General features: G+C 68.5%; 23 protein-coding genes. 11 read left to right on the top strand and 12 right to left on the bottom strand.

Annotated features, from left to right (window positions below; all coding sequences use genetic code 11):
* Positions 1-75: 75 nt before the first annotated feature.
* Together dph2 and I7X12_RS20745 are read right to left on the bottom strand one after the other, a co-directional pair.
* Positions 76-1,149: a diphthamide biosynthesis enzyme Dph2 gene (gene dph2 / locus I7X12_RS18430; protein ID WP_198061477.1), complete on the bottom strand. Its 1,074-nt coding sequence runs from the start codon at positions 1,147-1,149 to the stop codon at positions 76-78.
* A 133-nt stretch (positions 1,150-1,282) separates the two neighbouring features.
* Entirely contained in the window at positions 1,283-1,417 is a 135-nt protein-coding gene (locus tag I7X12_RS20745) for a hypothetical protein (RefSeq protein ID WP_269750335.1), read from the bottom strand.
* Between the two features lie 168 nt (positions 1,418-1,585).
* Between I7X12_RS20745 and I7X12_RS18425 the strand changes: the two genes are divergently transcribed.
* From I7X12_RS18425 to I7X12_RS18400, 6 genes are all read left to right on the top strand, one after another.
* Entirely contained in the window at positions 1,586-1,864 is a 279-nt protein-coding gene (locus I7X12_RS18425) for a hypothetical protein (protein ID WP_198061476.1), read from the top strand.
* Positions 1,865-1,944: 80 nt separating this feature from the next.
* On the top strand, positions 1,945-2,376 hold the full coding sequence (locus I7X12_RS18420; protein WP_198061475.1) for a hypothetical protein: 432 nt from the start codon (positions 1,945-1,947) through the stop codon (positions 2,374-2,376).
* Positions 2,377-2,447: 71 nt separating this feature from the next.
* Positions 2,448-2,846, top strand: a complete 399-nt coding sequence (locus I7X12_RS18415; protein WP_198061474.1) for a YlbF family regulator — start codon at positions 2,448-2,450, stop codon at positions 2,844-2,846.
* Between the two features lie 83 nt (positions 2,847-2,929).
* Positions 2,930-3,763: an MBL fold metallo-hydrolase gene (locus I7X12_RS18410; protein WP_198061473.1), complete on the top strand. Its 834-nt coding sequence runs from the start codon at positions 2,930-2,932 to the stop codon at positions 3,761-3,763.
* Between the two features lie 196 nt (positions 3,764-3,959).
* A complete protein-coding gene (locus I7X12_RS18405) occupies positions 3,960-5,180 on the top strand; it encodes a hypothetical protein (RefSeq protein ID WP_198061472.1) in 1,221 nt (406 codons plus the stop codon).
* 105 nt (positions 5,181-5,285) lie between these two features.
* Positions 5,286-6,191 carry a hypothetical protein gene (locus I7X12_RS18400; protein ID WP_198061471.1) on the top strand — a complete coding sequence of 302 codons (906 nt, stop codon included), beginning with the start codon at positions 5,286-5,288 and terminating at the stop codon, positions 6,189-6,191.
* A gap of 57 nt (positions 6,192-6,248) precedes the next feature.
* On the opposite strand, the gene I7X12_RS18395 is transcribed toward I7X12_RS18400, so the two are convergent.
* Positions 6,249-6,605 (bottom strand): DUF555 domain-containing protein, encoded by a 357-nt coding sequence (locus I7X12_RS18395; RefSeq protein ID WP_198061470.1) that lies wholly within the window; start codon positions 6,603-6,605, stop codon positions 6,249-6,251.
* Between the two features lie 367 nt (positions 6,606-6,972).
* Here I7X12_RS18395 and I7X12_RS18390 point away from each other — a divergent pair, with 367 nt between their 5' ends.
* From I7X12_RS18390 to I7X12_RS18380, 3 genes are all read left to right on the top strand, one after another.
* Positions 6,973-7,155, top strand: coding sequence for a hypothetical protein (locus I7X12_RS18390; protein ID WP_198061469.1), 183 nt, complete (start codon positions 6,973-6,975; stop codon positions 7,153-7,155).
* Positions 7,156-7,280: 125 nt separating this feature from the next.
* Positions 7,281-8,012, top strand: a complete 732-nt coding sequence (gene psmB / locus I7X12_RS18385; RefSeq protein ID WP_198061468.1) for an archaeal proteasome endopeptidase complex subunit beta — start codon at positions 7,281-7,283, stop codon at positions 8,010-8,012.
* Between the two features lie 126 nt (positions 8,013-8,138).
* Positions 8,139-9,491 carry a phosphohexomutase domain-containing protein gene (locus I7X12_RS18380; RefSeq protein ID WP_198061467.1) on the top strand — a complete coding sequence of 451 codons (1,353 nt, stop codon included), beginning with the start codon at positions 8,139-8,141 and terminating at the stop codon, positions 9,489-9,491.
* Positions 9,492-9,516: 25 nt separating this feature from the next.
* Here I7X12_RS18380 and I7X12_RS18375 read toward each other — a convergent pair whose 3' ends face one another.
* From I7X12_RS18375 to I7X12_RS18360, 4 genes are all read right to left on the bottom strand, one after another.
* On the bottom strand, positions 9,517-10,281 hold the full coding sequence (locus tag I7X12_RS18375; protein WP_198061466.1) for a DUF5673 domain-containing protein: 765 nt from the start codon (positions 10,279-10,281) through the stop codon (positions 9,517-9,519).
* Positions 10,282-10,784: 503 nt separating this feature from the next.
* The gene (locus I7X12_RS18370; protein WP_198061465.1) at positions 10,785-12,173 is read right to left on the bottom strand and encodes a sensor histidine kinase; all 1,389 of its coding nucleotides are present in this window, start codon (positions 12,171-12,173) and stop codon (positions 10,785-10,787) included.
* Positions 12,174-12,295: 122 nt separating this feature from the next.
* Positions 12,296-13,129: an alpha/beta fold hydrolase gene (locus I7X12_RS18365; protein ID WP_198061464.1), complete on the bottom strand. Its 834-nt coding sequence runs from the start codon at positions 13,127-13,129 to the stop codon at positions 12,296-12,298.
* A 98-nt stretch (positions 13,130-13,227) separates the two neighbouring features.
* The gene (locus I7X12_RS18360; RefSeq protein WP_198061463.1) at positions 13,228-14,718 is read right to left on the bottom strand and encodes a glycoside hydrolase family 43 protein; all 1,491 of its coding nucleotides are present in this window, start codon (positions 14,716-14,718) and stop codon (positions 13,228-13,230) included.
* 136 nt (positions 14,719-14,854) lie between these two features.
* Between I7X12_RS18360 and cdd the strand changes: the two genes are divergently transcribed.
* Together cdd and I7X12_RS18350 are read left to right on the top strand one after the other, a co-directional pair.
* Positions 14,855-15,244 (top strand): cytidine deaminase, encoded by a 390-nt coding sequence (gene cdd, locus I7X12_RS18355; RefSeq protein WP_198061462.1) that lies wholly within the window; start codon positions 14,855-14,857, stop codon positions 15,242-15,244.
* A complete protein-coding gene (locus tag I7X12_RS18350) occupies positions 15,241-16,116 on the top strand; it encodes a nucleoside phosphorylase (protein ID WP_198061461.1) in 876 nt (291 codons plus the stop codon). The genes cdd and I7X12_RS18350 overlap by 4 nt, the downstream gene beginning before the upstream one ends.
* Before the next feature lie 5 nt (positions 16,117-16,121).
* Here the strand turns inward: I7X12_RS18350 and I7X12_RS18345 are convergent, their stop codons facing one another.
* The 5 genes from I7X12_RS18345 to I7X12_RS18325 form a co-directional block, all read right to left on the bottom strand.
* Positions 16,122-17,495 (bottom strand): hypothetical protein, encoded by a 1,374-nt coding sequence (locus I7X12_RS18345; RefSeq protein ID WP_198061460.1) that lies wholly within the window; start codon positions 17,493-17,495, stop codon positions 16,122-16,124.
* A gap of 216 nt (positions 17,496-17,711) precedes the next feature.
* Positions 17,712-19,670, bottom strand: coding sequence for a methyl-accepting chemotaxis protein (locus I7X12_RS18340; RefSeq protein WP_198061459.1), 1,959 nt, complete (start codon positions 19,668-19,670; stop codon positions 17,712-17,714).
* Positions 19,671-19,785: 115 nt separating this feature from the next.
* A complete protein-coding gene (locus tag I7X12_RS18335) occupies positions 19,786-19,968 on the bottom strand; it encodes a hypothetical protein (protein WP_198061458.1) in 183 nt (60 codons plus the stop codon).
* A 219-nt stretch (positions 19,969-20,187) separates the two neighbouring features.
* Positions 20,188-21,351 carry an NAD(P)/FAD-dependent oxidoreductase gene (locus tag I7X12_RS18330; protein ID WP_198061457.1) on the bottom strand — a complete coding sequence of 388 codons (1,164 nt, stop codon included), beginning with the start codon at positions 21,349-21,351 and terminating at the stop codon, positions 20,188-20,190.
* 183 nt (positions 21,352-21,534) lie between these two features.
* On the bottom strand, positions 21,535-22,068 hold the full coding sequence (locus I7X12_RS18325) for an HTH domain-containing protein (protein WP_179918973.1): 534 nt from the start codon (positions 22,066-22,068) through the stop codon (positions 21,535-21,537).
* Positions 22,069-22,105 lie beyond the last annotated feature (37 nt).

Below are 22,105 nucleotides of genomic sequence, written 5' to 3'. Positions count from 1 at the left end.
CGGAATGCGACCCAATCGCGATCGCCGTCTCGACGGTCGGGCGCGGTCTCGGCCACCGCGCGGCCGCACCGCGAGCTACCAGGTGCCGTGGAAGGTGTCGAACGCGAGGTCCTCGAGCGGTTCCTCGCCGACGGCGATCCGGTACTCCTGGGGCGTGAGCATCGGCTGTTTGAACTGCGGGCCGTCGTCGGTGGTGATGCGCGGACAGCCCGTGTTGACGTAGGCGTCCATCCCGAAGTTGGTCAGCCGGTCGGGCGTGACCTCGTCCATCGTGATGAGGTAGGCGTTCTCGTTGTTCTCGACGATCTCCTGTGCCTGGTCCCAGCGGCCCTGACCGATCTTCGTGCAGAAGATGACGCCCCACTCCTCGGCGTCCATCGCGCGGTGAACCGCGCCGTAGCGCTGTTTCATGAACTTCTCCGTGTCGGCGACCGAGACGGCGTTGTTGACGGGGTCGGCGATGACGACGTTCTTGTCGGGGTGCTCCATCGCGAGCCCGAGCGGATGGAACTTCCCGCCGCCGACGTACAGCATCTGGTCGGCGTCGACGTCCGCGCTGGCGTAGTTACAGCCCAGCACCTGCCCCTCGTGGGTGAGCCGCTCGTCGCCTTTCCTGGTGTGGACGGTGTAGCCGCGCTCTTCGAGCCACGAGCGCATCTCGTCGAACTTGTTCATGTGCTGGGCGGTCGTCACGAGGCCCACGTCGGCGTCCTCGTCGGCGGCGGCGAGCTCCTCGTCGACGGCCCGCTCCATGATCGGGAAGACGTCGACGTTCGAGAACAGCGGGACGTAGATGATCTTGTCCGACTCCTTCATCGGGGAGTGGCCGAAGTGGACGAACACGTCGGTGCGGCGCATGAGGTAGGTATCCAGGTCGCAGGCGCCGTAGCAGGGCTGGCCGGAGATCATGACGCTCACGTCGTCGGGCAGCTCTGATCGGAGGTCGTCGGCGACGCGCGGGCCGCGGCGTTTGAGTCCTTCGGGGAACTGCAGGCCGACGGTCTCGGCGTCGCGTTCTGAAACGGCGTCGACGATGCGGTCGAGTTCGTAGTCCCACTCGCGGTCGTGGCGTAGCGACATCCCCGTCTTTGTGAGGTCGCCCTCGGTACGGGCCGGGTCGTCGGCCTCGCCGCGCGAATCCTGGCTCATTGGGCAGTCGTATCGGCCGTGGCGGTAAAACCTCCGCGGTCCGACGCCGCATCGGCGACGAAGCCCACGGTCCCACCGGCGAGTGCGGACCAGTGATCAGCCGTCGTGCGGTCGCGAGAATCCGGCCCCCGGTCTAGGGGTCCTCGATAACGACGCGCTCGTCGCCGCCGCGGGCGCGAGTCAGCGCCGAGACGATCCGGTCCTGGAATCGGAGGAAGCCGAACACGAGCGTCGCGAGCAGCCCGCCGACGACGAGTTCTGAGACCATACCCCCGCTTCGGGCCCCCGTCGGAAAAGGGCTCGGGGAGCGTGCGACCGTCTCCGGTCGTGCTCCGCGTGGGTGAGTTGCGACCCGTCGCTCGCGCTCTCGCGGTGGCCGCCCCGTCGGTCCTGTCGACCGTCTTGCTTATTTCGTGCCCGCGCGTAGGTTCGGTCGATGGAACGCTCGGTCCTCGCGCTCTTCCGTGACGGCGTCGTCTGGCTCCTCGCGTTCGGGGTCGCGGTCGGCTGTGCCGCCGCCGTTACCCGGCTGGCGACCCGGACGCGTTACTTCTCGATCCCGGCGTGGGAGCCCGACACCTGGCACGGTCGTCCGAGAGGCGGCTCCGAGCGAGCCGACCGCGACGGGCTAAACCCGTTCGTCCTCGCGTTCGTGACGTTCTGGATCGCGTTCACGGGAGCGGTGATCGCGCTGGACGGGCCGCTGCCGGGGTGACTGCCCCCGTCGGCCGGCACGACTGGCAGCGTCGCGGCGCGTCCGTCGGAGCTATGACGCCGGCGGCCCGAGGACCGGGTATGTCTCTCCGCTCGTGGGCGTCCGCGACGGTCGATTTCGGCCTCGCGACGCTCGGGCTCTACCTCGCGGTCGTCCCCGCGTTCACCGTCGGCTACGCGCTCGTCGCCGACGCCACGCTGTTCGCGCAGCCGCCCCAGACCGCGGCGGTCGTCGTCGCCGTCGGCGGGAGCTACCCGTTCGTCGCCGGCGACTGGTCGTACCGGCGGCTGGCCGTCTTCGTCGTCGCGCTGTACGTCGCCAGCGGCGCCGCGGGGCTGGTCGGACTCGCGCTGTTGCAGTCGATGGACGTGACGCTTCCCTCGACGGTCCTGGCGCGCGCCGGCGCGCTCGCGGTGGCGTATCCGGTCGCCACGGGGGCGGCGTTCCGCGACCGCGTCCGCCGCCGACTCGGGTTCCGGCCGCTCGACGCCGACGACCTCACGGGTCCGTGAGGGCGGTCGCGGTGCCGACCGGAACCCGGAGTCGGCAGTTTGAAAGCCGCGAAGTCCCAACTGGAAGTAGAATGAGCATCGAGACCGACGCGGCGAACGCGGAGGGCGGCGAGGAGGTCGACGCGCTCGCGCGCGAACTCGGCGATCGGATCGCGGACATGCCGATCTACGAGCGCTACCGCGAGGCCAAGGCCGAGGTCGAGGCCGACGAGGACCTCCAGGAGCAGATCCGCGAGTTCGAGCAGATCCGCGAGGAGTTCATGCTCGCCCGCCAGACCAACGAGGCCACGCAAGAGGGCCTCCGGACGCTGCAGGACGCCCAGGAGGACCTGCACGACCACCCGAAGATGTCGGAGTACCTCGAACTGCAGAGCGAACTCGAACTGCGCCTGCAGGAGCTCAACGAGATCATCTCCGAGCCGCTGACGGTCGACTTCGGCGGCAAGGCCGGCGGCTGCTGCGAGGATTGACCGTCGGTCGCGGCGCGGTCGGCCGCCCGTCTCCCGTGCGCGAAAACGCAATACCTTAGCCGCTGGTACGTGCAGGGTGAGTCATGACTGTTGGCAGCAGCGACTGGGGCGACTGGCTCCCCCGTGCAGTGGAATCGGCGTCGCCGGACACCCTCGCGATCTGGTATCTCGGTTGTAACGGCTTCATCCTCAAGGCGAGCGACGACACGACGGTGTACGTCGACCCCTATCTCGGCCTCGGGGACCCGCCGCGGACGCTGCGGATGATCCCCGTGCCGTTCGACCCCGAGGACGTGTCCGAGGCCGACGCGATGTTCGGCACCCACGAACACGTCGACCACGTCCACGGCCCGAGCCAGGCGCCGATCCTCGAAAACACCGGCGCCGACTACTACACGGCCGACGCGGGCCACGACGTGATCGAAGAGGAGGACTGGACCGGCAACTGGGACGTGAACGACGACCAGCTCCACGAAATCGAGGAGGGCGACACGGTCGAGCTCGGCGAGCTGACCGTCCACGTCGAGCCCGCCAACGACCCCGACGCCGTCCACCCGGTCTCGCTGGTCTTCGAACACGAGGCCGGCACGTTCTTCCACGGTGGCGACGCCCGGCCCGGCGAGTTCGAGGCGGTCGGCGAGGAGTACGACATCGACGTCGGCGTGCTGGCGTTCGGTGCCGTCGGCAACATCCCGGACAAGGAGACCGGCGAGGACGTGCGCACCCGGTGGTACAGCGACGAGAACATGATTATCGAAGCTGCCAACGAGCTCCAGCTCGACACGCTGGTGCCGAGCCACTGGGACATGTGGAAGGGCATGACGACCGAGCCGACGGTGCTGCACAACCACGCCGCCAGCTTCGAGTACCCCGAGAACCTCCGGATCGTCGAGATCGGCGACCGATTCGACCTCTGAGGCGGCCGGTCGATCCCCGTCGAACGTGGACCACCGCGAGTGACGAGCGTCTCGGGGCCGTCGCCACCGTCGGCCGTTCGATCGCCGAGTTCGATCGCCGAACACCCGAAATTCCGCGCGTACCTCCCGCTGGCCCGAGATGAAATATTCCGGACAATAAGTATCATTAAGTTGGTCCCAAAACGAGAGGGAACACATGAGCGACTCACAGCAGTACGAAAAAGTGTCGGTCTCGTCGGACGGGGTGGCGGTGGACAAGCGGTTCGAGGAGGACGAGTTTCCGGTGCCGGCGATCGCCTTCGAGATCCAGTCGGCGCGCTCGGAGACGGTGACGGTGACGCTGGTCGACCGGGTACCCGAGGACGTGGCCGTCGAGGACCTGGGCTTTCACCCGGAGTACGGCTCGGAGTACTGGACCATCGACGAGGAGCAGATCACCTTCGAACGTGAACTGGAGGCGGGTGCGGAGTACACGACCGTCTACGGGATCCGGGCGACCGGGACCGACAACGTCGAACAGTTCCTCACGACGCCGACCATCGAGACGGTCGACCCGCCGCTGGAGGACGGGGACGGTTCCGTCGTCGACGAGGGTAGTAGCGACGTGGTACGCGACGTGATCTCCGGCGACGGCGACGTGCCGGGGCTCGAAGACGACGAGGACCCCGACGGGAGCGACGAAGACGTGGAGACGCTGAACCTCAAGGACCCGAACGAGCCCGCGGACGCCGGATCCAACGGTAGCGGTGGCGGCGACGGCGACTCCTCCGGCGACTCTTCGGGGGGGACGGTCGCCGTCGAGGACGCCGACGTGGACTCGCTGGTCGGTGCGCTGGCCGCCGAGATCCGCAACCAGAACGTCGACGCCGAGGACGTGAAGCTGCTGCGCAAGGCGTTCGACCTGGCCGAGGACGACAATGGGAGCGTCGACGCGCGCATCCAGCACCTCCAGACCGAGGTGTCGGACCTGCTCGCGTACACGGGTGCGCTGGAGGAGTTCCTCGACGAGAACGGGACGGGCGACGAGATGATCGAAGAGTTCCGCGAGCAGGTCGAGTCCTTCGAGTCCGAACTGGAGCAGGTCCGCGAGATGGCCTCGGGTCACGAACAGTCGATCTCCGAAGTCGAGGAGACCGTCGCCTCCGTCGAATCGTCGATGGACGCGCTCCAGTCCGACATGGACGAGGTCCTCGAGGACGTCGAAGCAGTCCAGAGCGACGTGGACTCGGTGCAGGACGAGGTCGACTCCGTCGAAGGATCCGTCGACGAGGTCGAGAGCGACCTCGACGAGCTCGAATCGCAGGTCGGCGACATCGACGTCGAGGACGTGCGCGCGGACATCGAAGATATCGACGAGGAGATCGAGGAGCTCAAGGAGTGGCGCGAGCAGCTCTCCTCGGTCATCGGCGGGAACTGAGCCGCCAGACCGCCGGCCGGGGACTCGTCGGGATGGACGGTCCCGTGCCGGCGAACGCCACGGAGATCGGACTCGTTTTACGCGCCGCTTGCGTGCCCCTTGGCAATGACGACCGTCAGCGTCGCGGTGCCGCGGAAGGGACGCCCGCTCGAAGCGGTCCTCGACAGGCTCGCCGAGGAAACGGGCGTCGCCGGCCTGGCCGACGACGTGATCTCGACCCTGCGCTACGAGAAGGCTGTCACCAAGGGCGACCAGTCGGCGACCGGCGACGTGTACGAACGGCTCGCCGCCTACAGCGACGGCGACGACCCGACGGCACCGGAGTACACGCTCGTCCGCGACGACCGCTCGGGGATGCCCCGCCGGATCGTCTTCGACAGCGTGATCGTCCCCGTCGACGAGGACCTGCAGTTGCGACTCGTCGGTCGCGAGGAGCCGTTCCGCGCGCTCCGGAAACACGAGATGCCGCTCGGGTTCGACAGCGCCGATCTCTTCCTCGAAGAGGTGGTCGAACTCCGCGAGGAACCGCTGACCGAACTCGGCGACGTCAACGAGCGCGTCGACCCGCGAGACACCGACGTGCGTCTGGTCGCGGGGCTCGGCGACACCGTCTGGCACTCGCTGCTGGTCACGCCCGAACTCGCCGCCGAGTACGACGCCGAGCCGACGCGGGAACTCGTCGACGCCTACGAGGGCGACTTCTGCATCTCGCCGCGCTACGAGCGCCTCGTCGAGGGCGTCCTCGGCACTGCCGCGATCGAGGGCGTCGAGTTCACCTATCCGACGACCGACCACGACGAAGAGGAAGCCGCGATCGGGGACACGGGCATCGGCGTCTACCTGACCGTCTCCGGCGGGACCGCGCGCGAACACGGCCTCGAAGTGGGCGACCACTTGTTCCCGAGCGAGACGGTGCTGTTGAAGAGCGAGCCGGAAGTGACCGACGCCGCCGACCGAGTGGCGGACTTGCTGGTCAGCGCCGAGACGGGGACGCGACTGGCTGCGCGGTGAGAAGAGGTCGACTGGGGCGCGCCGAGCGGCGGCCGGCGGTCGCCGGCCCCGACGAGGTCAGTTCTCCTCGTCGCTCTCGGTCTCGATGGTCTCGATGACGTCGAGGGGCACGTCGCGCAGGGCGCCGCCGACGTCGCTCTTGGCGATGCGCTGGGCGTGTTCCTCGCTCTCGGCGTTGAACACTTCCATCTCCAGCACCAGGCCCACCAGTGCGGTGTCGGCGGCGATGTACGCCGAGTCGAACGGCTCGGCGCAGGCCGGACAGTTCGTCGATCCCACGCCCACCTCGACGTAGTCCATGTCCTTCTGGTTGAGCCGTTTGCCCGCCTCGCTGATGGCGACGCCGATGGCGTCGTCGATGTTGTCCACGTCGTGAACCAACCAGGCAGCTTCCATCACTACGATGTAGTTCATACACGCTACTCCGCCTTTCTCCGTAATCCTGTTTTTGATCCCGTCGCGACGCCGCGGGCACCGGTGACCACACGTCCTGCCCCATCCCAGCGACCAGCCCTCGTGACCCGCGAATCCGGTCGCCCGGCCCGCTCGGCGCCCCGCGCACGTAACCGCGAAGGTGGCCATAACTTATGAGGATTCCCGCACTCACCAAGCGGCCCCTTACCCGAAAACGTGAGGGAGTACCGATCGGTTTGTCCCAGAGACAATCTGAGTTTAATCGCAAGACCGCGACGGGGTATACCCTCACGATCCATTATCGAATACCCGACGTCGGGGGAGAAGGTTTATATACTCTAACCGGTGGAGAAGAGATCATACCACGATGCGTACCACCCTGAACCGTGCAATCGTATTCGCACTGTACCAGTTGACTCTGTTCGCCGGCATCCTGCTGCTGCCGCTGGCACTCGTGATGCGGAAGGCGGGGATCTCCCTGCCGGTCCACCGGGCCGTCAGCCGCGTCAACGAGACCTACGAGGAAGTGGAGACGGACACCGCGCGATAACGCTTTTTGCCCGGCCGTCGGGTCGCCGAGGCCGCCACCGTCCAGTGACCACGGTGGGTCGCGTCCGGGCCGGACGGGGGATCGAAAAGGTGGTTTTATCAGCACAGGACTGATACCAGCTTATCATGCGCGACCCATCCGCAGGCCCGGAGTTCTCGAACGATCTGCAGCGCCGCGACGCCGGGATTCCCGACCCGACGGAGCCGGAGATCGGTTCGTTCCCCGACGAGTCCCCGCAGGGCGACCAGAGCAAGGTCGCCGAGACCGGGACGACGACCATCGGCATCACCGCCGACGAAGGCGTCGTCGTCGCGACGGACATGCGCGCCTCCCTGGGCGGGCGGTTCGTCTCGAACAAGCGCGTCCAGAAGGTCGAGCAGATCCACCCGACGGCCGCGCTGACGCTCGTCGGTTCCGTGGGTGGTGCCCAGTCGTTCATCCGCTCGCTGCGCGCGGAGGTCGACCTCTACGAGGCCCGCAAGGGCGAGGACATGAGCATGACCGCCCTCTCGACGCTCGCCGGTAACTTCGCTCGCGGCGGTCCGTTCTTTGCCATCAACCCCATCCTCGGCGGCATCGACGAGGAAGGGAGTCACGTCTACTCCATCGACCCCGCCGGCGGCGTCATGGAAGACGACTACACCGTCACCGGCTCCGGGCTCACCGTCGCCTACGGTACCCTGGAGGACCGCTACGAGGACGGCATGAGCATGGACGAGGCCCGCAGCGCCGCCGTCGCCGGCGTCCGCGCCGCCGCCGAGCGCGACACCGGCTCCGGCAACGGCGTCTACGTCGCCGAGGTCACCGACGAGGGCGTCGACATCGAAGACTACCCGGACTTCGACGGCGTCGAGTAACGCCGCCCCCTTCTCTCGCTCTTTCGTGGACGGCCAGCGACTGGGCCGCGGCGACGGCTCGACCGCGCTCGCCGCCGCCCGACCGCGTGCCGCTACGGTTAATGGGCGCCCGCTCGTGAGCCCGGTATGGATCTGTTCGGGACCGCGGGCATCCGCGGCGACGTGCAGTCTCGGGTGACGCCGGCGTTGGCGCGCGCGGTCGGGCGCGCCGCCGGTGCGGACGGCGACTCGTTCGTCGTCGGCCGCGACGGGCGAACCACGGGCGAGGGACTGGTCGCGGCCGTCGAAGCCGGACTCCTCAGCAGCGGGGCCGACGTGACAAGGGTGGGGCAGGTGCCGACGCCGGCGCTGGCCTACGCCGCCCAGCGGAGCCGCGGCGTGATGGTCACGGCCAGTCACAACCCGCCGACGGACAACGGACTCAAACTCTTCGCCGACGGGGAGGAGTACGGCGACGACGCCGAGGCGCGGGTCGAGCGCCGGGTCGCCGACGACCTCGACCCCGTCGCGTGGGACGAGTGGGGGTCGAGCGACCGCGCCGACGTGCTCGGCGCGTACCGCGACGCCGTCGCCGAGTTCGCTCGCGGCCACGGCGAACCGCTCGACGGGCTCTCCGTCGCGGTCGACTGCGGGAACGGGATGGCGAGCGTCGCGACCCCGCAGGTCCTCCGCGACCTGGGCGCCGACGTGACGGCGATCCACGCCAACGTCGACGGCCACTTCCCCGGCCGCGAAAGCAAGCCGACGCCCGAGAGCCTGCGCGACTTGCGCTCGTATCTCGCGGAGGGTGAGGCGGACCTGGGGATCGGCCACGACGGCGACGCCGACCGTATCGTCGTCGTCGACGCGAGCGGTGAGGTCGTCCACGAGGACACCATCGTCGCCGTCCTGGCCGAGCACTACACCGTCGAGAGCGACGCCGCCGACCCGGTCGTCGTCACGACGCCCAACGCCTCCGCCCGCATCGACGAGCGGGTCCGCGCCGGCGGCGGACGCGTCGAGCGCGTGCGTCTGGGAGCGCTCCACGAGGGGATCGCCGCCGCCCGCGCGGCCGGCGACGCGGACACCGAGGTCGTCTTCGCGGCCGAACCGTGGAAACACGTCCACACCGACTTCGGCGGCTGGATCGACGGCGTCGCGAGCGCGGCGGTGCTCGCCCGCCTCGTCGCTGGCCCCGGTCTCGCCGTGTTGCGCGACCCGGTGACCGAACGGCCCTACCGGAAGGTCAGCGTCGAGTGCCCGGACGAGGCGAAGGCCGACGCGATGGCGCTGGTCGAGCAACGGCTCCCTGGCGAGGTGCCCGACGCGAGCGTCGATACGGAGTACGGCGTGCGCCTGGAACTCCCGGACGGCTCGTGGGCGCTCGTCCGCCCGAGCGGGACCGAGCCGTACGTCCGCGTCTACGCCGAGAGCGGGGACGTCTCGGAGTTGGTCGACACCGTCACGACTGTCGTCCGTGGGGCCGTCACCGACGCCTGAATGCGGACCGCGATTGCGTGGCGGATCAGTTCCGCGTCAACAGGTCGTCCAGAGCCGCAGTCACGGCGGCTACGTCGTCGATATCCTCGCGGTCGAACGAGAGGTCGGCGCGGTACCACTTGGGCCGCGTGAGCGTCAGCGCGTCGTCGGTCAGTTCGTAGTCGTCGACGGTGTCCCAGCCGTAGACCTGCCGTTCGACACGGAGACCGCCGTCTGCGACGGCGACTTCATTGCCGTCGGAGTCGGTGAGGAGCGGGATCCAGACCGGGAGCAGCGTCGGGAAGAGCCAGTACATCGACGCACTGGCGTCCCCGAGTGCGAAGACGACGACGGCGACGACGACCCCGATTCCCAGGACCGCCGCGGCGGCGATCCGCGTCTGCCGACGCGTCTTTGGGGGGTCGCGAGCCTCGAAGACGACCCGCTCGGTCAGCGCGTCGATCCGCTCGCGGGTCTGCCAGTCCGAGGCGACGAGAACGGCGACGACCCACGGGACTACGGCCAGCGCGCCCGCCGTCCAGGGCGTGAACAGGAACGAAGGGATCGACGTGGCGCCGTGCCAGGCTGGCCAGAGCCATCCCAGCGGGAGCGCGAAACCGACGACGACCCGCGGGAGCGTCACCACTCCGTCCGGACCGTCGAGCGTCGCGGTCGCTCCGAATCCCAGGGCGCCACCGAGGACCGCGCCTGCGGCGAAGGCGGGTCGGGTCGGCGCCGGAGCCAGTGTCGCAACCGGCGCGACGAGCACTGCAGCGTAGGCGGTCAGCGAGACGCGGAGCAAACGTCGCATCGTCCGAGACGTGTAGCCCAAAAACCAAATCGGTTACGTTCGATCCGGTGGCCCGTCACTCGACGGTCCGTTCGAGAACCGTCCGGGTCGCTTCGGGACCTGCGGGCGGGAGATCCGCGAACAGGGGGTCGGGAGATCGACCGTCCGCCGTGTGTGTCGCCTCGGAGGCCGACTGGCCGTGGGTCGAGTCGGCCGCGAGCGGGTCGCTGGGCCCACCGCTCGGGGGTTCCGAGCTGCGGACCGCACGGCGACAGCGGGACGAGTCTGTCCCCAGCCGGCGTCGCGCTCGCCCGCGGCGATCCAGGGGTCGGGAGCACCGCGCGAGCTGGCGACGGCCCGTCCGGGACCGGGTTCCTCGCCCGTCTCGGTCGTCTCGATCGTGCTGTCACGAACCGGACACTGTGACCCGAAGCTGGATCGCGTTCCGTTCGCGCGGCGACCGGCGACGGTGGCGGGAGTCTCTCGCCGTACAGCGGCGGCGCTCGTTGTCCGGTGGCGACCGGTCAAGGGTGCCGAACGTCCCGGAATTCGAACCGTGCGCCGCCCTCGGACGACTCCGTCACGTCGACCCGCCAGTCGTGGCCACGAGCGATCGCACGGACGATGTCGAGGCCGAGACCGGTACCGGTGGATTTCGACGAGTACCCCGGCTCGAAGACGGTCTCGCGTTCGTCGGGAGCGATACCCGGCCCGTCGTCGGCGACGAAGAATCCGACCTCGTCGTCGATATCGCCGACGGTGACGGTACCGTCGGTACCGGCGTGTTCGCGAGCGTTCCGAAAGAGGTTCTCGAACAGCTGCTGGAGGCGGTCTTCGTCGGCCAGTACGACCGCGTCGGTGTCCACACAGAGTTCCATGTTCCGCTGCTCGACGGTCTCCCACGCCCGATCGGCGGTCGAACCGAGGGCGGTCGGGCGGCGGTCGCCGACGGAGTTGCCCGCCCGGGCGAGCGCGAGGAGATCGCTGATCAGATCCTCGATCCGGGCGAGTGCGGTGGCGATCTTCTCCAGATGCTGCTCGTCGCCCGGAGCGTCCACGAGCTCGAGACGCCCGAGCGCGACGTTGAGCGGGTTCCGGAGGTCGTGACTGACGACGCCTGCGAACTGTTCCAGTCGGTCGTTCTTTTCGGATAGCTCGGAGACGGCGGTCTGGAGGTCGTGCTCGGTTTTGCGCAGGTTCGTCCCGTCGGTGATGATCGCGAACGCGCGTCGCGTATCGTCGAGCCGGTACGGTATCAGTCGGAGACGGTAGTACCGGGTGTCGTCGGACGACTGAACGGAGAAGTCGGTCGTCGTCGCAGTCCCCGTCGCGACGGTGCCGTGGAGATCGTCGTCGACCCGTTCGAGATCGACGACGGATCTGAGCCGTCGTCCCTCGTAGTCTCCGTCGGTCGGGAAGGCGCTCCGAAACTCGTCGTTGACCGCGACGATGGAGAACGCGTTCTCACGGACGGACAGGTCTGCGGCCGCCGTCGGCGCCCTCGCGAACAGCGACCGCCACCGCCGTCGGTCGCGTTCGGTGCGTGCCGCGGCCTGTCTGGCCCTTCCGATCTTCGCGCCGGCGAACCCACCTCCTATCGCGCCCCCGATGGCCGCTCGTGCGACGGCGACCGGCAGGTCGGTGCCGTCACCGACGATCCACAGCCCCAGCCCAGCGCCGCCGAGTGCCCCGCCGACACCCCACACCACCACCGTCGCCAGAACCTCCCGATCGATGCGGCGGCGGAACTGTCTGACAGACAGCAGGAGTGGGCCACCGAGCACGATCACGAGCAGTGCTCCCAGCGGTGCACCGCTCACGTCCCATCGAACCAGCCATCGGCTCCCGATCACGAGGTCGGTTACCGGGACACCTGCCGTTCCTGTCGTGTACGACGCGAGAGTGGGGTCCATTCCGTCGTCTGCGATACCTCCGCTGCTACCGTTAGCGTTTCGTGAACAGTCTCGCTGTTGATAACGACCCGCCGTTCGATCGACTGCCCGACTTCAGCTGTCCGGTGGCGGTCGGGCCACCGTCAGACCGTCGCGAGAAACGACCGGAGTTCCTCGGTCGCGCGCTCGCGTTCGTCCCAGAAGACGCAGTGTCCGGCGCCCTCGACGTGCACGAGTCGTCCGTTCGGGAGCGAGGCAGCGACCTCCCGTTCGCGCTCGCGCTCGGCCTCGTCGGCGTCGGCTTTCAGGATCAGCGTCGGTGCCTCGATATCGCCGTACGTCTCGATGGGGTCGACGAACTCGGCATCGGACACGCGACCGACCTCCGGACGGAGCCGACGTCTGGCTTCGGCCACTCGACGCGCGAGGTCGGGTTGTCCGCGCTCTGCGAGGTCCCGAAACATCGTGTCGGCTTCGAGGAGTTCCTCGACGCTGTGGTCCCGCCACCACGCGATCTGCTCCTCGATCCCGGCGCCCGGGTCCCCCTCGATCAGGTCGTCGTTGACTCCGTCGAGTACCCAGACGGGGTCTTCGAGGACGACCGCTCGCGGCCGGTCCGGACTGCGGGCCGCGGCCATCGTGACCGTGTCGGCGCCCATGGAGTGGCCGAACAGGATCGGGTCTTCGAGCGCGAGCGCGTCGAGCAGCCCGAGCAGGTCGCCCGCCCGCTCGGGCGGGCCGTATTCCCCGTCGGGAGCGTCCGAACGGCCGTGGCCGCGAGCGTCGTACAGCACGACGTCGAAGTCGGTCGCGAGTTCGCGGGCGAGATCGAGCCGACAGTACCCGTCGTCGGTGAAGCCGTGAGAGACGACGACCGTCGGCCCCGAACCACCGGATCGACAGTAGTGCAACTGGATACCGTTCGCCTCGACGGACCTGCGCTCCCAGTCGTCCGGAATCTGCGTCTGGAAACTCATCTGAGGGGACGTTTCGTCCGGAGAACAAAAATCACACGAGATTTCCCGGTGGCGTGGAGACGCGCCGTCGCCCCGTGGTCGGGCGGCCGTCCGTGACTTCACCGCGTTCGGGACTCGTAGGCGAAACGCTCGACCAGCGCGTCCGACTCGCACGTGGTTCCGTGCCCGGTCGCGTAAGGACCGAGGAACACGCCCGTGAACCCGGTGGCGACCTCCGTCGAGAGGTAGCGAGTCGCCGCCGACGCGAGTGCCTCGCCGTCGACGAGAAAGCGGTAGTCGTCGGTGTCGGCCACCACGGCCAGGTCGGTCGACGGCCCGACCAGCGTGCGACCGACCACGTCCGTCGCGTCCCCGATCCGGAGACGGACGACGGCTTCTCGCCGCCCGTCCCGACGGGTCACGCCGAGCTGATAGTGGTGTCGTTCGTTGGCGAGCACCGCGAGTCCGGCCTCCTCACCGTCGGCGGGGTCGAACGACAGCGACAGGTCGGCACGGCAGTCGAAGGCGGTCTGTCGGCGGCCGACGAAGGTGGCCCCGGCTTCGTCGAGGCGCTCCGGACCGCCGCGGAGGCGGAGTCCGTCCGCATCCGTCCGATAGCGCTCGTGGTCGGGATTGCGGCGGAACTGCCACTCGACGCCCAGTCCGTCCGCGAACTCGGTCTCGGTGTGTTCGACCGGGTCCGTTCCCGTCCGGCGCTCGCCGGGCAGCGGCCCGTCCATCTCGGCTCGGATCGGGTTCCCGTCGTTGACCACCGGCCACCCGTCTTCCCAGGTGACGGGAGCGAGGAACGTCTCGCGGCCGAGGTGGTGGTACCGCGGCCACGGCCCGCGCTGGCGGATGCCGAGACAGACGAGCCACCAGTTCCCGCTCCCGTCCGCGACGAGGTCGGCGTGGCCGACCGCGCGGATATCGGCTCGTGGCCGGCCCCAGTGGGTGAGCACGGGATTGTCCGGGCACCCCTCGTAGGGACCCGTCGGGTCGTCGGCGCGCGCCGAGACGACCATGTGCCCCGCGTGGGTCCCTCCTTCCGCGAGGATCAGGTGGTACGTTCCGTCACGTTCGTAGATGTGCGGGGCCTCGACGTGCGGATCGCGGAATCCCGTCCAGATCGTCCTAGATTCGCCGATTTCGCCCGTTTCGACGTCGATCTCGGCCTGTCGGATCGGGTTCTCGGTGTCCTCCTCGTGGTAGGTGAAATAGCAGGTGTCGTCCTCGAAGAACAGGTCGGGGTCGAACCCGGGCGCGTCGATCAGCGTCGGGTCGGACCACTCGCCGGTCGGGTCGTCGGCGCTGACGAGCACGTGCCCGTCGTCGTTGACGTTCGTCGTGACGAGGTAGAAGGTCCCGTCGTGGTGCCGGAGCGTCGGTGCGAAGATGCCGCCGGAGGGACCGACACCTCCCAGCGGAAGCTGGGAATCGCGTGTGAGGGCGTGGCCGATGGGCTCCCAGTCGACGAGGGTCTCGCTCCGGTAGAGCGGGACGCCCGGGAAGTACTCGAAGGAACTCGTCGCGAGGTAGAAGGTACCGTCGACCCGGCAGATAGTCGGATCCGGGTGGAATCCCGGTAGTATCGGGTTCTCGTATCGCATGGGCCGTCCTTCTCGAAAAATGGTATTTATTCTATCGATTCGTCCGACCCCTCGCCACCTCCGACCGTTCGCGTCGACTCGCCGCGAGGGGATCGCGGGGCGACGGCTTAAGTGGGATCCACCGCTCTGTAGGTCCATGACCGACTTGCTCGACCAGGCGCGCGAAGCCCGCGAGGCCGCCTACGCGCCCTACTCCGAGTACGCCGTCGGCGCGGCGCTGCGGGCCGCCGACGGCCGCGTCTACACCGGCTGTAATATCGAGAACGCCAACTACAGCAACAGCCTCCACGCCGAGGAGGTCGCGCTCGGGACGGCGGTCCGCGACGGCCACCGCGAGTTCGAGCGTCTCGCCGTCTCCTCGGCCGCGGAGGACGGCGTGACTCCCTGCGGGATGTGCCGTCAGTCGCTCGCCGAGTTCTGCGACGAGTCGTTCGTCGTGGTCTGCGAGGGCCCCGACGGCCGCGTCGAGTACGAACTCGGCGAGTTGCTGCCCGAGGCGATCTCCCGGGAGATGGTCGAGCGATGAGTGAGGACGACGAACTCGGCGAGCGCGAACCGGTAACGGACGGCGGCGAGACTCCCGCCAGCGAGGACCCCAACGAGGACGAGCAGTACCACCTCGAAGTCTCGGCGGGCGAGGTGGCCGACAGCGTCCTCCTACCCGGAAACCCCGAGCGCGTCGAGAAGATCACCGACGGCTGGGACGCCTCGGAGACCGTCGCCGAACACCGCGAGTACCGCACCGCTACGGGGACCCACGACGGGACCCCGATCTCGGTCACGTCGACGGGGATCGGATCGCCGTCGGCGGCCATCGCCGTCGAGGAACTCGCCCGGGTCGGCGTCGATACGCTCCTGCGAGTCGGGTCCTGTGGCGCAATCCGCGAGGAGGCGTCCGTCGGGGATCTGGTCATCAGCGCGGGCGCCGTCCGCCAGGAGGGTACCAGCGACGAGTACGTCCGCGAGGACTACCCCGCCAGCGCCGACGACCGCGTCGTGGGCGCGCTCGTCACCGCCGCCGAGCGGCTGGACTACGACTACCACGTCGGGATCACGGCCAGCACGGACAGTTTCTACGCCGGCCAGGGCCGCCCCGGATTCCGTGGCTTCGAGGCGGCGGGCGCCGACGAAATCGTCGAGAACCTTCGGGAAGCGAACGTCCTCAACTTCGAGATGGAGGCCGCGGCGATCCTGACGCTCGCCAACCTCTACGGGCTCCGTGCGGGCGCGGTCTGTACGGTCTACGCCAACCGCGTCACCGGCGAGTTCCGAACCGAGGGCGAGCGCAAGGCCGCAAAGGTGGCCAGCGAGGCCGTCTCGATCCTCGCCGAGATGGACGCGGCGGCCGACGCGGCCGGGGTCGACCGATGGCATCCCGGGCTCGGGCTCGGGGAGTGAGACGGTCAGACCCCGTCGGTCTGCAGTTCCTCCATCGCGCTGTCGAGCGCCCGGGCATCCGCCCCGTCCTTCGATTCCGCGAACTGACGGAGGGGTGACTCGTACGGCGCAACCGCGCCCGGTGAATCACGTGCCACGTTTCGGATCGCGACCGCGAGGTTCTGTCGGGCCGCCCGGTCGGACTCCCGTTCCAGCCGTTCGACCAGCTCGGAGACGCGTGAGCGAAAGGCGTCGGCGTTCTGCTCGGAGAGCCGTCCGACGAGTTCCGTCGCCAACTGCTGGATCGCGTCGGAATCGTCCGCGAGTAACGCGACCGCCGCCTCTGCCATCGGATCGTACGCGTCGACGTGCGGAGTCACCTCGATCAGGTATCGTACCAGGGCGGACTCGGTGAGGAAGTCCCACTCCTCGACGACGCGCTCACACGCCGGGGGAGCGTGCGCCGCGAGCCGCTCCGGATCGTCCGCGGCGGCGGCTCCCAGGAACTGCGCGGCCAGACGACGGACCTGTTCGTCGGCGTGGTCGAGACGGTCGACCGAGCGGTCGAGCTCGGCTTTCGTCGGCGCTACGCCGTAGGTCGCGCGCCGCTTCCTGCCCCGGAGCAGCACGCGAAGCGCAGGGGTGGATTCTTCGATGGGGCGGTCGTCTCTCCAGGCGTCGACGAGGTCCCGTTCGAAGTACCAGACGGACGCGAGCCCCGCCAGATAGTACGGCCACATCGAGACGGCGAACTCGACGCCCGATACCAACACGGCGAGTACGGCGACCTGCAGTGTGAACCGCACGCCCAGTATCGTGCCCACGGCGAACAGGGCGTCACCACAGAGACGCGTCGCTATCGATCCGTTCTCTCCGGATCGAACCGTTTCCAGCGACCGAATGCCGTCAGTTCGATCCGGCAGCGACCTGAGAGCCACCGAACAACCGACCCACAGACCGACGACCGAGACGACTCCTTCGAGTGGCGGGAGGCCCAGGATCGACGAGCCGTACGCTCCAACGACCGCGAAGACGCTCATTCCGGTGTCGATAGCGGGAAGCGCCAGTGATCGCCGGAGCGACCGGAACGTCGCGAGTGCGAGGGGCAGCCCGAGGACCGTCGGTGCGACCGTTACCGCGAGGCTCCTCCACGGCCGACCGTCGAGGGGCACCCGCACGTCTCCGTGAAACGAGCGACCGAACGACACGTCGGACCCCGGAAGTCCGAACCACGCGAACCGCCGTACGGCGAGACCAAGCAGTGCGGCGGCGAGGCGACGCGAGGAAGCGTGAACGATCGTTCCGGGTAGTAGCGCGACGGTGAACGCCATCGAAACCGCTCGCTTCGCCGGCTCGTAGATCCGATTCAGCACCTGATTGGCGACGTTCTCGGCGTGCATTCGGGGTCTCCGGTGCGATTGATCTGCTACAGAGACAGTTCGGTCAGCCGTACGTATATATATTTATATTATATCTATATTATGGATTCGGGCGGAGGACGCCACGGATCGGATCTCGCCACCGGCTTCCGCACGGTGTTCGGCCGGGACAGGACCTGTGGCGACCACCGGCTTCGGTAGCGAGCGCGCTGTCGGCCCGTCCGCGCTCTCGCCGGGCTACTCCGGCCGTCCGCCGTCCTCGACCACGGTCGCCGTCGCCGCCCCGCTCGTCCGCCGACCCGCCCCCGCTTCGTCGACCTCGAAGCTCCGCAGCAGGGACTGCAGGCGTTCGGCCCGGTCGCTCAGCGACCCCACGCTCGCGCTGACCTCCGAGATTGCGGTCGCCTGCTCCCCGGCGGCCGCTGCCGCCCGTTCGCTCTCTTCGGCGGTCGACCGGCTGATCGCCGCGACCTCCTCGACCGTCGAGACCGCCGCCTCGGTACTCGCGGCCTGGTCGTCCGTCGTCGCGCTGATCTCCCGGATCCCCCGGTCGGTCTCCTCGGCGTTCTCGGCGACCTGTTCGAACGCCTCGACGACCGCCTCGACCACCTCGACGCTTTCGGCCATGTGTCGCTCCGCCCGACGCGCCTCTTCGACCGTCGCCGTCGTCTGCTCCTGGGTCTCCTCGATCAGGTTCTCGATCTCCGTCGCCGACGCCCGCGTCTCCTCGGCGAGCTGTTTGACCTCGTCTGCGACCACCGCGAACCCGTCGCCGCCCGCACCGCCGCCACCGCTCGCCCGTGCGGCCTCGATGTTGGCGTTGAGTGCGAGCATGTTCGTCTGTTCGGCCACGTCGCCGATGACGTCGACGATCTCGCCGATCTCGGCCATCCGGTCGTCGAGCGCCTCGACGCGGTCGGTCGTCTCGTCGATCACCGCGCGGCTCTCTCGGGTGTTCTCGATGGCCGTCCGCGCGGTCGCCTCGCCCTCGTCGGCTATCTCCGCGGTCTCCCGCGAGGTCTCCGCGACCGTCCGGGCCGAGGCCGCCACCTCCTCGACCGTCGCCGAGAGGTCGCTCATCTCCGCGGAGACGGCGTCGAGCTTCGCCGACTGGTCGTTCGCGCCCGTCGAGATCTCGTCGATCGACTCGCTGACCTCCTCGCTGGCCCGCTCGACGGCGGCGGCGCCGTCGTCGGCCTCGGCGCTCGCCTCGGCGACCTCGGCGGCGAAGCTCTGGATCTCCGCCATCGCCGACTCCGTCTCGCCGATCATCTCGTTGAACGCCTCGGCGATCCGCGTCATCGCCTCACTCTCGCTCTCGGCGTCCAGGCGGACGTGGAGCGCCCCGTCCGCGGCCCGTGACATCGTCGCGCTGTAGTCGTCGGCCTTGGCTTCGAGGTGGTCGTTCAGCCGCTCGACCTCCCGCCGACGCTGTTGGGCCCGCTCCTGAGCCGACTCGGCCTCCGCCTTCGCCTCCTCGATCTCCGCCCGCTGCTCCTCCAGGTCGGTGACCTGCTGGGTCTTCTCTTCGGCTTCCCGAAGGCGCGCTCTCGCCTCCGCCCGGGAGCGCTCCGTCGAGTACCAGTGCGACATCAGCGCGACGGCCAGTGCGAGGACGAACACGCCGTGGATCAGCCCCCAGGCCCAGGGGTTGGAAATCGCGGCCTCGTGGTTGTACACCCGGCTCGGGTTGATCATCCCGAAGACGCCGTGTGTGAGGACCACCTTCCCGATCCCCAGCGCGAACGGGAACCAGTCCTCGTAGACCGCGACCACCGCCATCGCGACGAAGAAGTGGAAGTGCGCCTCGATGAAGCCGCCGGAGAACTGGACGAGGAGGATAGAGGCCGTCAACATGCTGACCGTCCCCAGCGCGGTGCGCGCCCGCCGGGGGAGCCGCGGGAGGCTCGCCGCGCCGACCAGCGCGACCAGCAGGCCGAGTTCGAGCAGGACGGTCGGCAGCGGGATCGACGGGATAGTCGCCCCCGAGAACGTCGTCTCGGTCCCCTCGAAGGTCCCCAACAGGAACAGGAACGGGACGTGGGCGAGCACGACCAGCAGGATGTTTCGGTGCCGACGCCGCCACGACTCGTCGGGGATCGTGTCCCCGCTCGGCGTGAACTCCACGAACGATTCGAACTTGGCCCGCAGTCCCCCACCCGGTGAGGCCGCCCCGGCGACTCCGTCGGTTGGCATACCATGCTCAGTGGACTATTCGGACAAAAACACACCGGCGTCAGTATCAACTGCTGAAATCTCCGAGCGTAACGTCCTCACGAACCGACATCACCGCCCGGTCGCTCGTCGCCGGTCAGGCGGTCGCGGCTCGCTTGAGGATCTGCGGCGTGACGAGCAGATCGAGCACGGCCACCGCGTAGGCGACGAGCTGGGTGGTCCCGTCGAGGAAGAGGTACGCGACGACGGCGATCACGAGCGCGCCGGAGGCGCCGATACCGTATCTGATGGCGGGGTTGGCCAGGGGGTTCTGTGACATCGAACCGAACCGTCACTCGGCCGGGATATATTCGTTGCGGACGAGGGCGTTCGACCGACCGGGAGGCGTGGGGGGGACGGGTGTCCACCGTGACGGGAATATTGTCTCCGGAGCGTCTTAACCGGCTGAGACTTTCACGGGGGAAACCGCGCCGCCGTCGGGCTACGCCCGACTGCCTGAGGGAGCTTTGCCCCCTCTCCGTTTACCGCGCGGAGGATGTCACATGTCGGGCCAGGCGTCGATGGCGTTGCCGACGGAGGACACGTCGGCGATCCAGCGGGCGGCGATGCCCTTCTTGAGGAGCTCGGCGGGGAGGCCGCCGAAGGTGGAGATGGGGAGCAGTTTCACGTCGTGGGCGACCGCCTCCTCGCCGACGGAGACGACGGTCCCCTTGTCGTCGAAGGTCCACTCGGTGAGCGGCTGGCCCTTGACGCGTCGGGCGAGGTTCTCGCCGGCGACCTCGGCGGCCTGCCAGGCGGCCTGGGCGGTCGGCGGCGCGGGGTCGTCACCGGGCTGGTCGACGATGGCGGCGTCGCCGATGGCGAACACGCGGTCGTCGTCGGTCTCGAAGGTCATCCCGGAGAAGATGCGGTTCGAGCGCTCGTCTTTGTCGACGTTCGCCTCGGCGACGGCCTCGCGACCGGTGATGCCACCCGTCCAGATCAGCACGTCGTAGTCCATCTCGGTGTCGTCGCCGACGTAGACGGTCTCTTCGTCGACCTCGCCGATGAACTCGCCGGTGTGGATGTTCACGTCGGCGGCCTCCAGGCGCTTGCGGAGCGCGCCCTGCAGTTCGGGGTCGCTGTTGGGGAGGACCCGGTCGAGGCCCTCGACGAGTTCGATGTCGATACTGGCACCGTAGTCGTCGCGATACCCGGCGATCTCCCCGGCGGTCTGGATGCCCGAGAGGCCGGCGCCACCGACGACGACCGTCGCGGGATCGTCCCGGGTCGCGGCCGCGGCGGCTTCCGAGACCGCGTCGTGGATGTCGAGCGCGTCGTCGAGACTCTTGAGCGTGAGCGCGTGTTCGCGCAGGCCGTCGATACCGAAGAAGGCGGTGCGCGAGCCGATGCCGACGAGCAGGTAGTCGTAGGAGACGTCCGACCCGTCTTCGAGTTCGACGACGCGCTCGTCGGTGTCGACACCCTCGACGGTTGCCTGACGGAAGGTCGTCGACGGCGATTTGACCTCCTCGACGGGGATCGTGACCTTCTCGCGGACGCTGGGATCACGGATACAGCGGTGTGACTCGTGCAGGACGAGGTGATAGTCCACGTCCGAGATCCAGGTGACGTTGGCTCGACCGTCGAGATGGGATTCGAGACTCTTGACCGCACCCGCGCCCGCGTAACCGGACCCGAGCACGACGACGTTGTCGCTCATGCGGCCCACTCTGTGGCGGGGTGATACAAAGCCTGCGAATCCGGCCCGAGGATCCGACGGTTCGACCACGTTCTATCACGAACGTCGGGGATCGACCACCGAGTTAGCGTCAACACGGGAGAACGAGCGGGCGTCACCGGGGGTGAGCGTCTCGATGGTGTCGAAGTGTCGCCGGGGGGCGAGTCAGTGCTCGGGCTCGCCGGCCGGTGCGCGCATGTCGTCGATCGTGAGGATGAGCTTGTTGTTCGTGTCGTCCTTGCCTTCGAGCGAGCCGATGATCTGGAGCTTCGAGAGCGGCGTCGGGCCGACGGTGATGGTGTCGCCCTCGTGGAAGTCCGCGATCGATCCCTGGAGCTTGATCTCGGCGCGACACTCCTCGGGGTGGTGGACGCTGGTGAGGTCGATCTCCTCGACGTTGGCGTCCTCGATATCGGAGCCGTTGTGAGCGAGCGGCACGTCCGCCGCCTGGTCCATGTCCTGGATCTGGAGGGCGTCGTAGGCCGTCGCCGTCGGCTTGTACCCGCCTTTCGGACCGGGGACGCCCTCGACCAGCTGGAGGGCTTTGAGACTCTGCATCTGGTTGCGGATCGTCCCCGGGTTCCGGTCGACCTTCTCCGCGATGTCCTCCCCTTTCACCGCGCTCTCGGACTCCCGATAGAGATTGACGAGCTCCTGTAGGATGTTTTTCTGGCTGGGCGTCAGTTCGATTGATGACATACTCTCGTTTTGGTCATAGATTTTATTAAAGCCGGCG

Origin of the sequence: Halosimplex litoreum, assembly GCF_016065055.1 — an archaeon.
In the GTDB taxonomy this organism is placed as follows: domain Archaea; phylum Halobacteriota; class Halobacteria; order Halobacteriales; family Haloarculaceae; genus Halosimplex; species Halosimplex litoreum.
Note: the sequence above shows the minus strand (reverse complement) of the source record. Positions and strands in the feature narration are given on the sequence as shown.

Excerpts from the sequence above, each read along its gene's own strand:
- I7X12_RS18330 (WP_198061457.1), bottom strand. The coding sequence starts at position 21,351 with ATGAGCGACAACGTCGTCGTGCTCGGGTCCGGTTACGCGGGCGCGGGT.
- I7X12_RS18345 (WP_198061460.1), bottom strand. The coding sequence starts at position 17,495 with ATGCACGCCGAGAACGTCGCCAATCAGGTGCTGAATCGGATCTACGAG.
- dph2 (WP_198061477.1), bottom strand. The coding sequence starts at position 1,149 with ATGAGCCAGGATTCGCGCGGCGAGGCCGACGACCCGGCCCGTACCGAG.
- I7X12_RS18410 (WP_198061473.1), top strand. The coding sequence starts at position 2,930 with ATGACTGTTGGCAGCAGCGACTGGGGCGACTGGCTCCCCCGTGCAGTG.
- I7X12_RS18365 (WP_198061464.1), bottom strand. The coding sequence starts at position 13,129 with ATGAGTTTCCAGACGCAGATTCCGGACGACTGGGAGCGCAGGTCCGTC.
- I7X12_RS18390 (WP_198061469.1), top strand. The coding sequence starts at position 6,973 with ATGCGTACCACCCTGAACCGTGCAATCGTATTCGCACTGTACCAGTTG.
- I7X12_RS18380 (WP_198061467.1), top strand. The coding sequence starts at position 8,139 with ATGGATCTGTTCGGGACCGCGGGCATCCGCGGCGACGTGCAGTCTCGG.
- I7X12_RS18405 (WP_198061472.1), top strand. The coding sequence starts at position 3,960 with ATGAGCGACTCACAGCAGTACGAAAAAGTGTCGGTCTCGTCGGACGGG.
- I7X12_RS18340 (WP_198061459.1), bottom strand. The coding sequence starts at position 19,670 with ATGCCAACCGACGGAGTCGCCGGGGCGGCCTCACCGGGTGGGGGACTG.
- I7X12_RS18420 (WP_198061475.1), top strand. The coding sequence starts at position 1,945 with ATGTCTCTCCGCTCGTGGGCGTCCGCGACGGTCGATTTCGGCCTCGCG.
- cdd (WP_198061462.1), top strand. The coding sequence starts at position 14,855 with ATGACCGACTTGCTCGACCAGGCGCGCGAAGCCCGCGAGGCCGCCTAC.
- I7X12_RS18395 (WP_198061470.1), bottom strand. The coding sequence starts at position 6,605 with ATGAACTACATCGTAGTGATGGAAGCTGCCTGGTTGGTTCACGACGTG.
- I7X12_RS18415 (WP_198061474.1), top strand. The coding sequence starts at position 2,448 with ATGAGCATCGAGACCGACGCGGCGAACGCGGAGGGCGGCGAGGAGGTC.
- I7X12_RS18360 (WP_198061463.1), bottom strand. The coding sequence starts at position 14,718 with ATGCGATACGAGAACCCGATACTACCGGGATTCCACCCGGATCCGACT.
- I7X12_RS18335 (WP_198061458.1), bottom strand. The coding sequence starts at position 19,968 with ATGTCACAGAACCCCCTGGCCAACCCCGCCATCAGATACGGTATCGGC.
- psmB (WP_198061468.1), top strand. The coding sequence starts at position 7,281 with ATGCGCGACCCATCCGCAGGCCCGGAGTTCTCGAACGATCTGCAGCGC.
- I7X12_RS18375 (WP_198061466.1), bottom strand. The coding sequence starts at position 10,281 with ATGCGACGTTTGCTCCGCGTCTCGCTGACCGCCTACGCTGCAGTGCTC.
- I7X12_RS18350 (WP_198061461.1), top strand. The coding sequence starts at position 15,241 with ATGAGTGAGGACGACGAACTCGGCGAGCGCGAACCGGTAACGGACGGC.
- I7X12_RS20745 (WP_269750335.1), bottom strand. The coding sequence starts at position 1,417 with ATGGTCTCAGAACTCGTCGTCGGCGGGCTGCTCGCGACGCTCGTGTTC.
- I7X12_RS18370 (WP_198061465.1), bottom strand. The coding sequence starts at position 12,173 with ATGGACCCCACTCTCGCGTCGTACACGACAGGAACGGCAGGTGTCCCG.
- I7X12_RS18400 (WP_198061471.1), top strand. The coding sequence starts at position 5,286 with ATGACGACCGTCAGCGTCGCGGTGCCGCGGAAGGGACGCCCGCTCGAA.
- I7X12_RS18325 (WP_179918973.1), bottom strand. The coding sequence starts at position 22,068 with ATGTCATCAATCGAACTGACGCCCAGCCAGAAAAACATCCTACAGGAG.
- I7X12_RS18425 (WP_198061476.1), top strand. The coding sequence starts at position 1,586 with ATGGAACGCTCGGTCCTCGCGCTCTTCCGTGACGGCGTCGTCTGGCTC.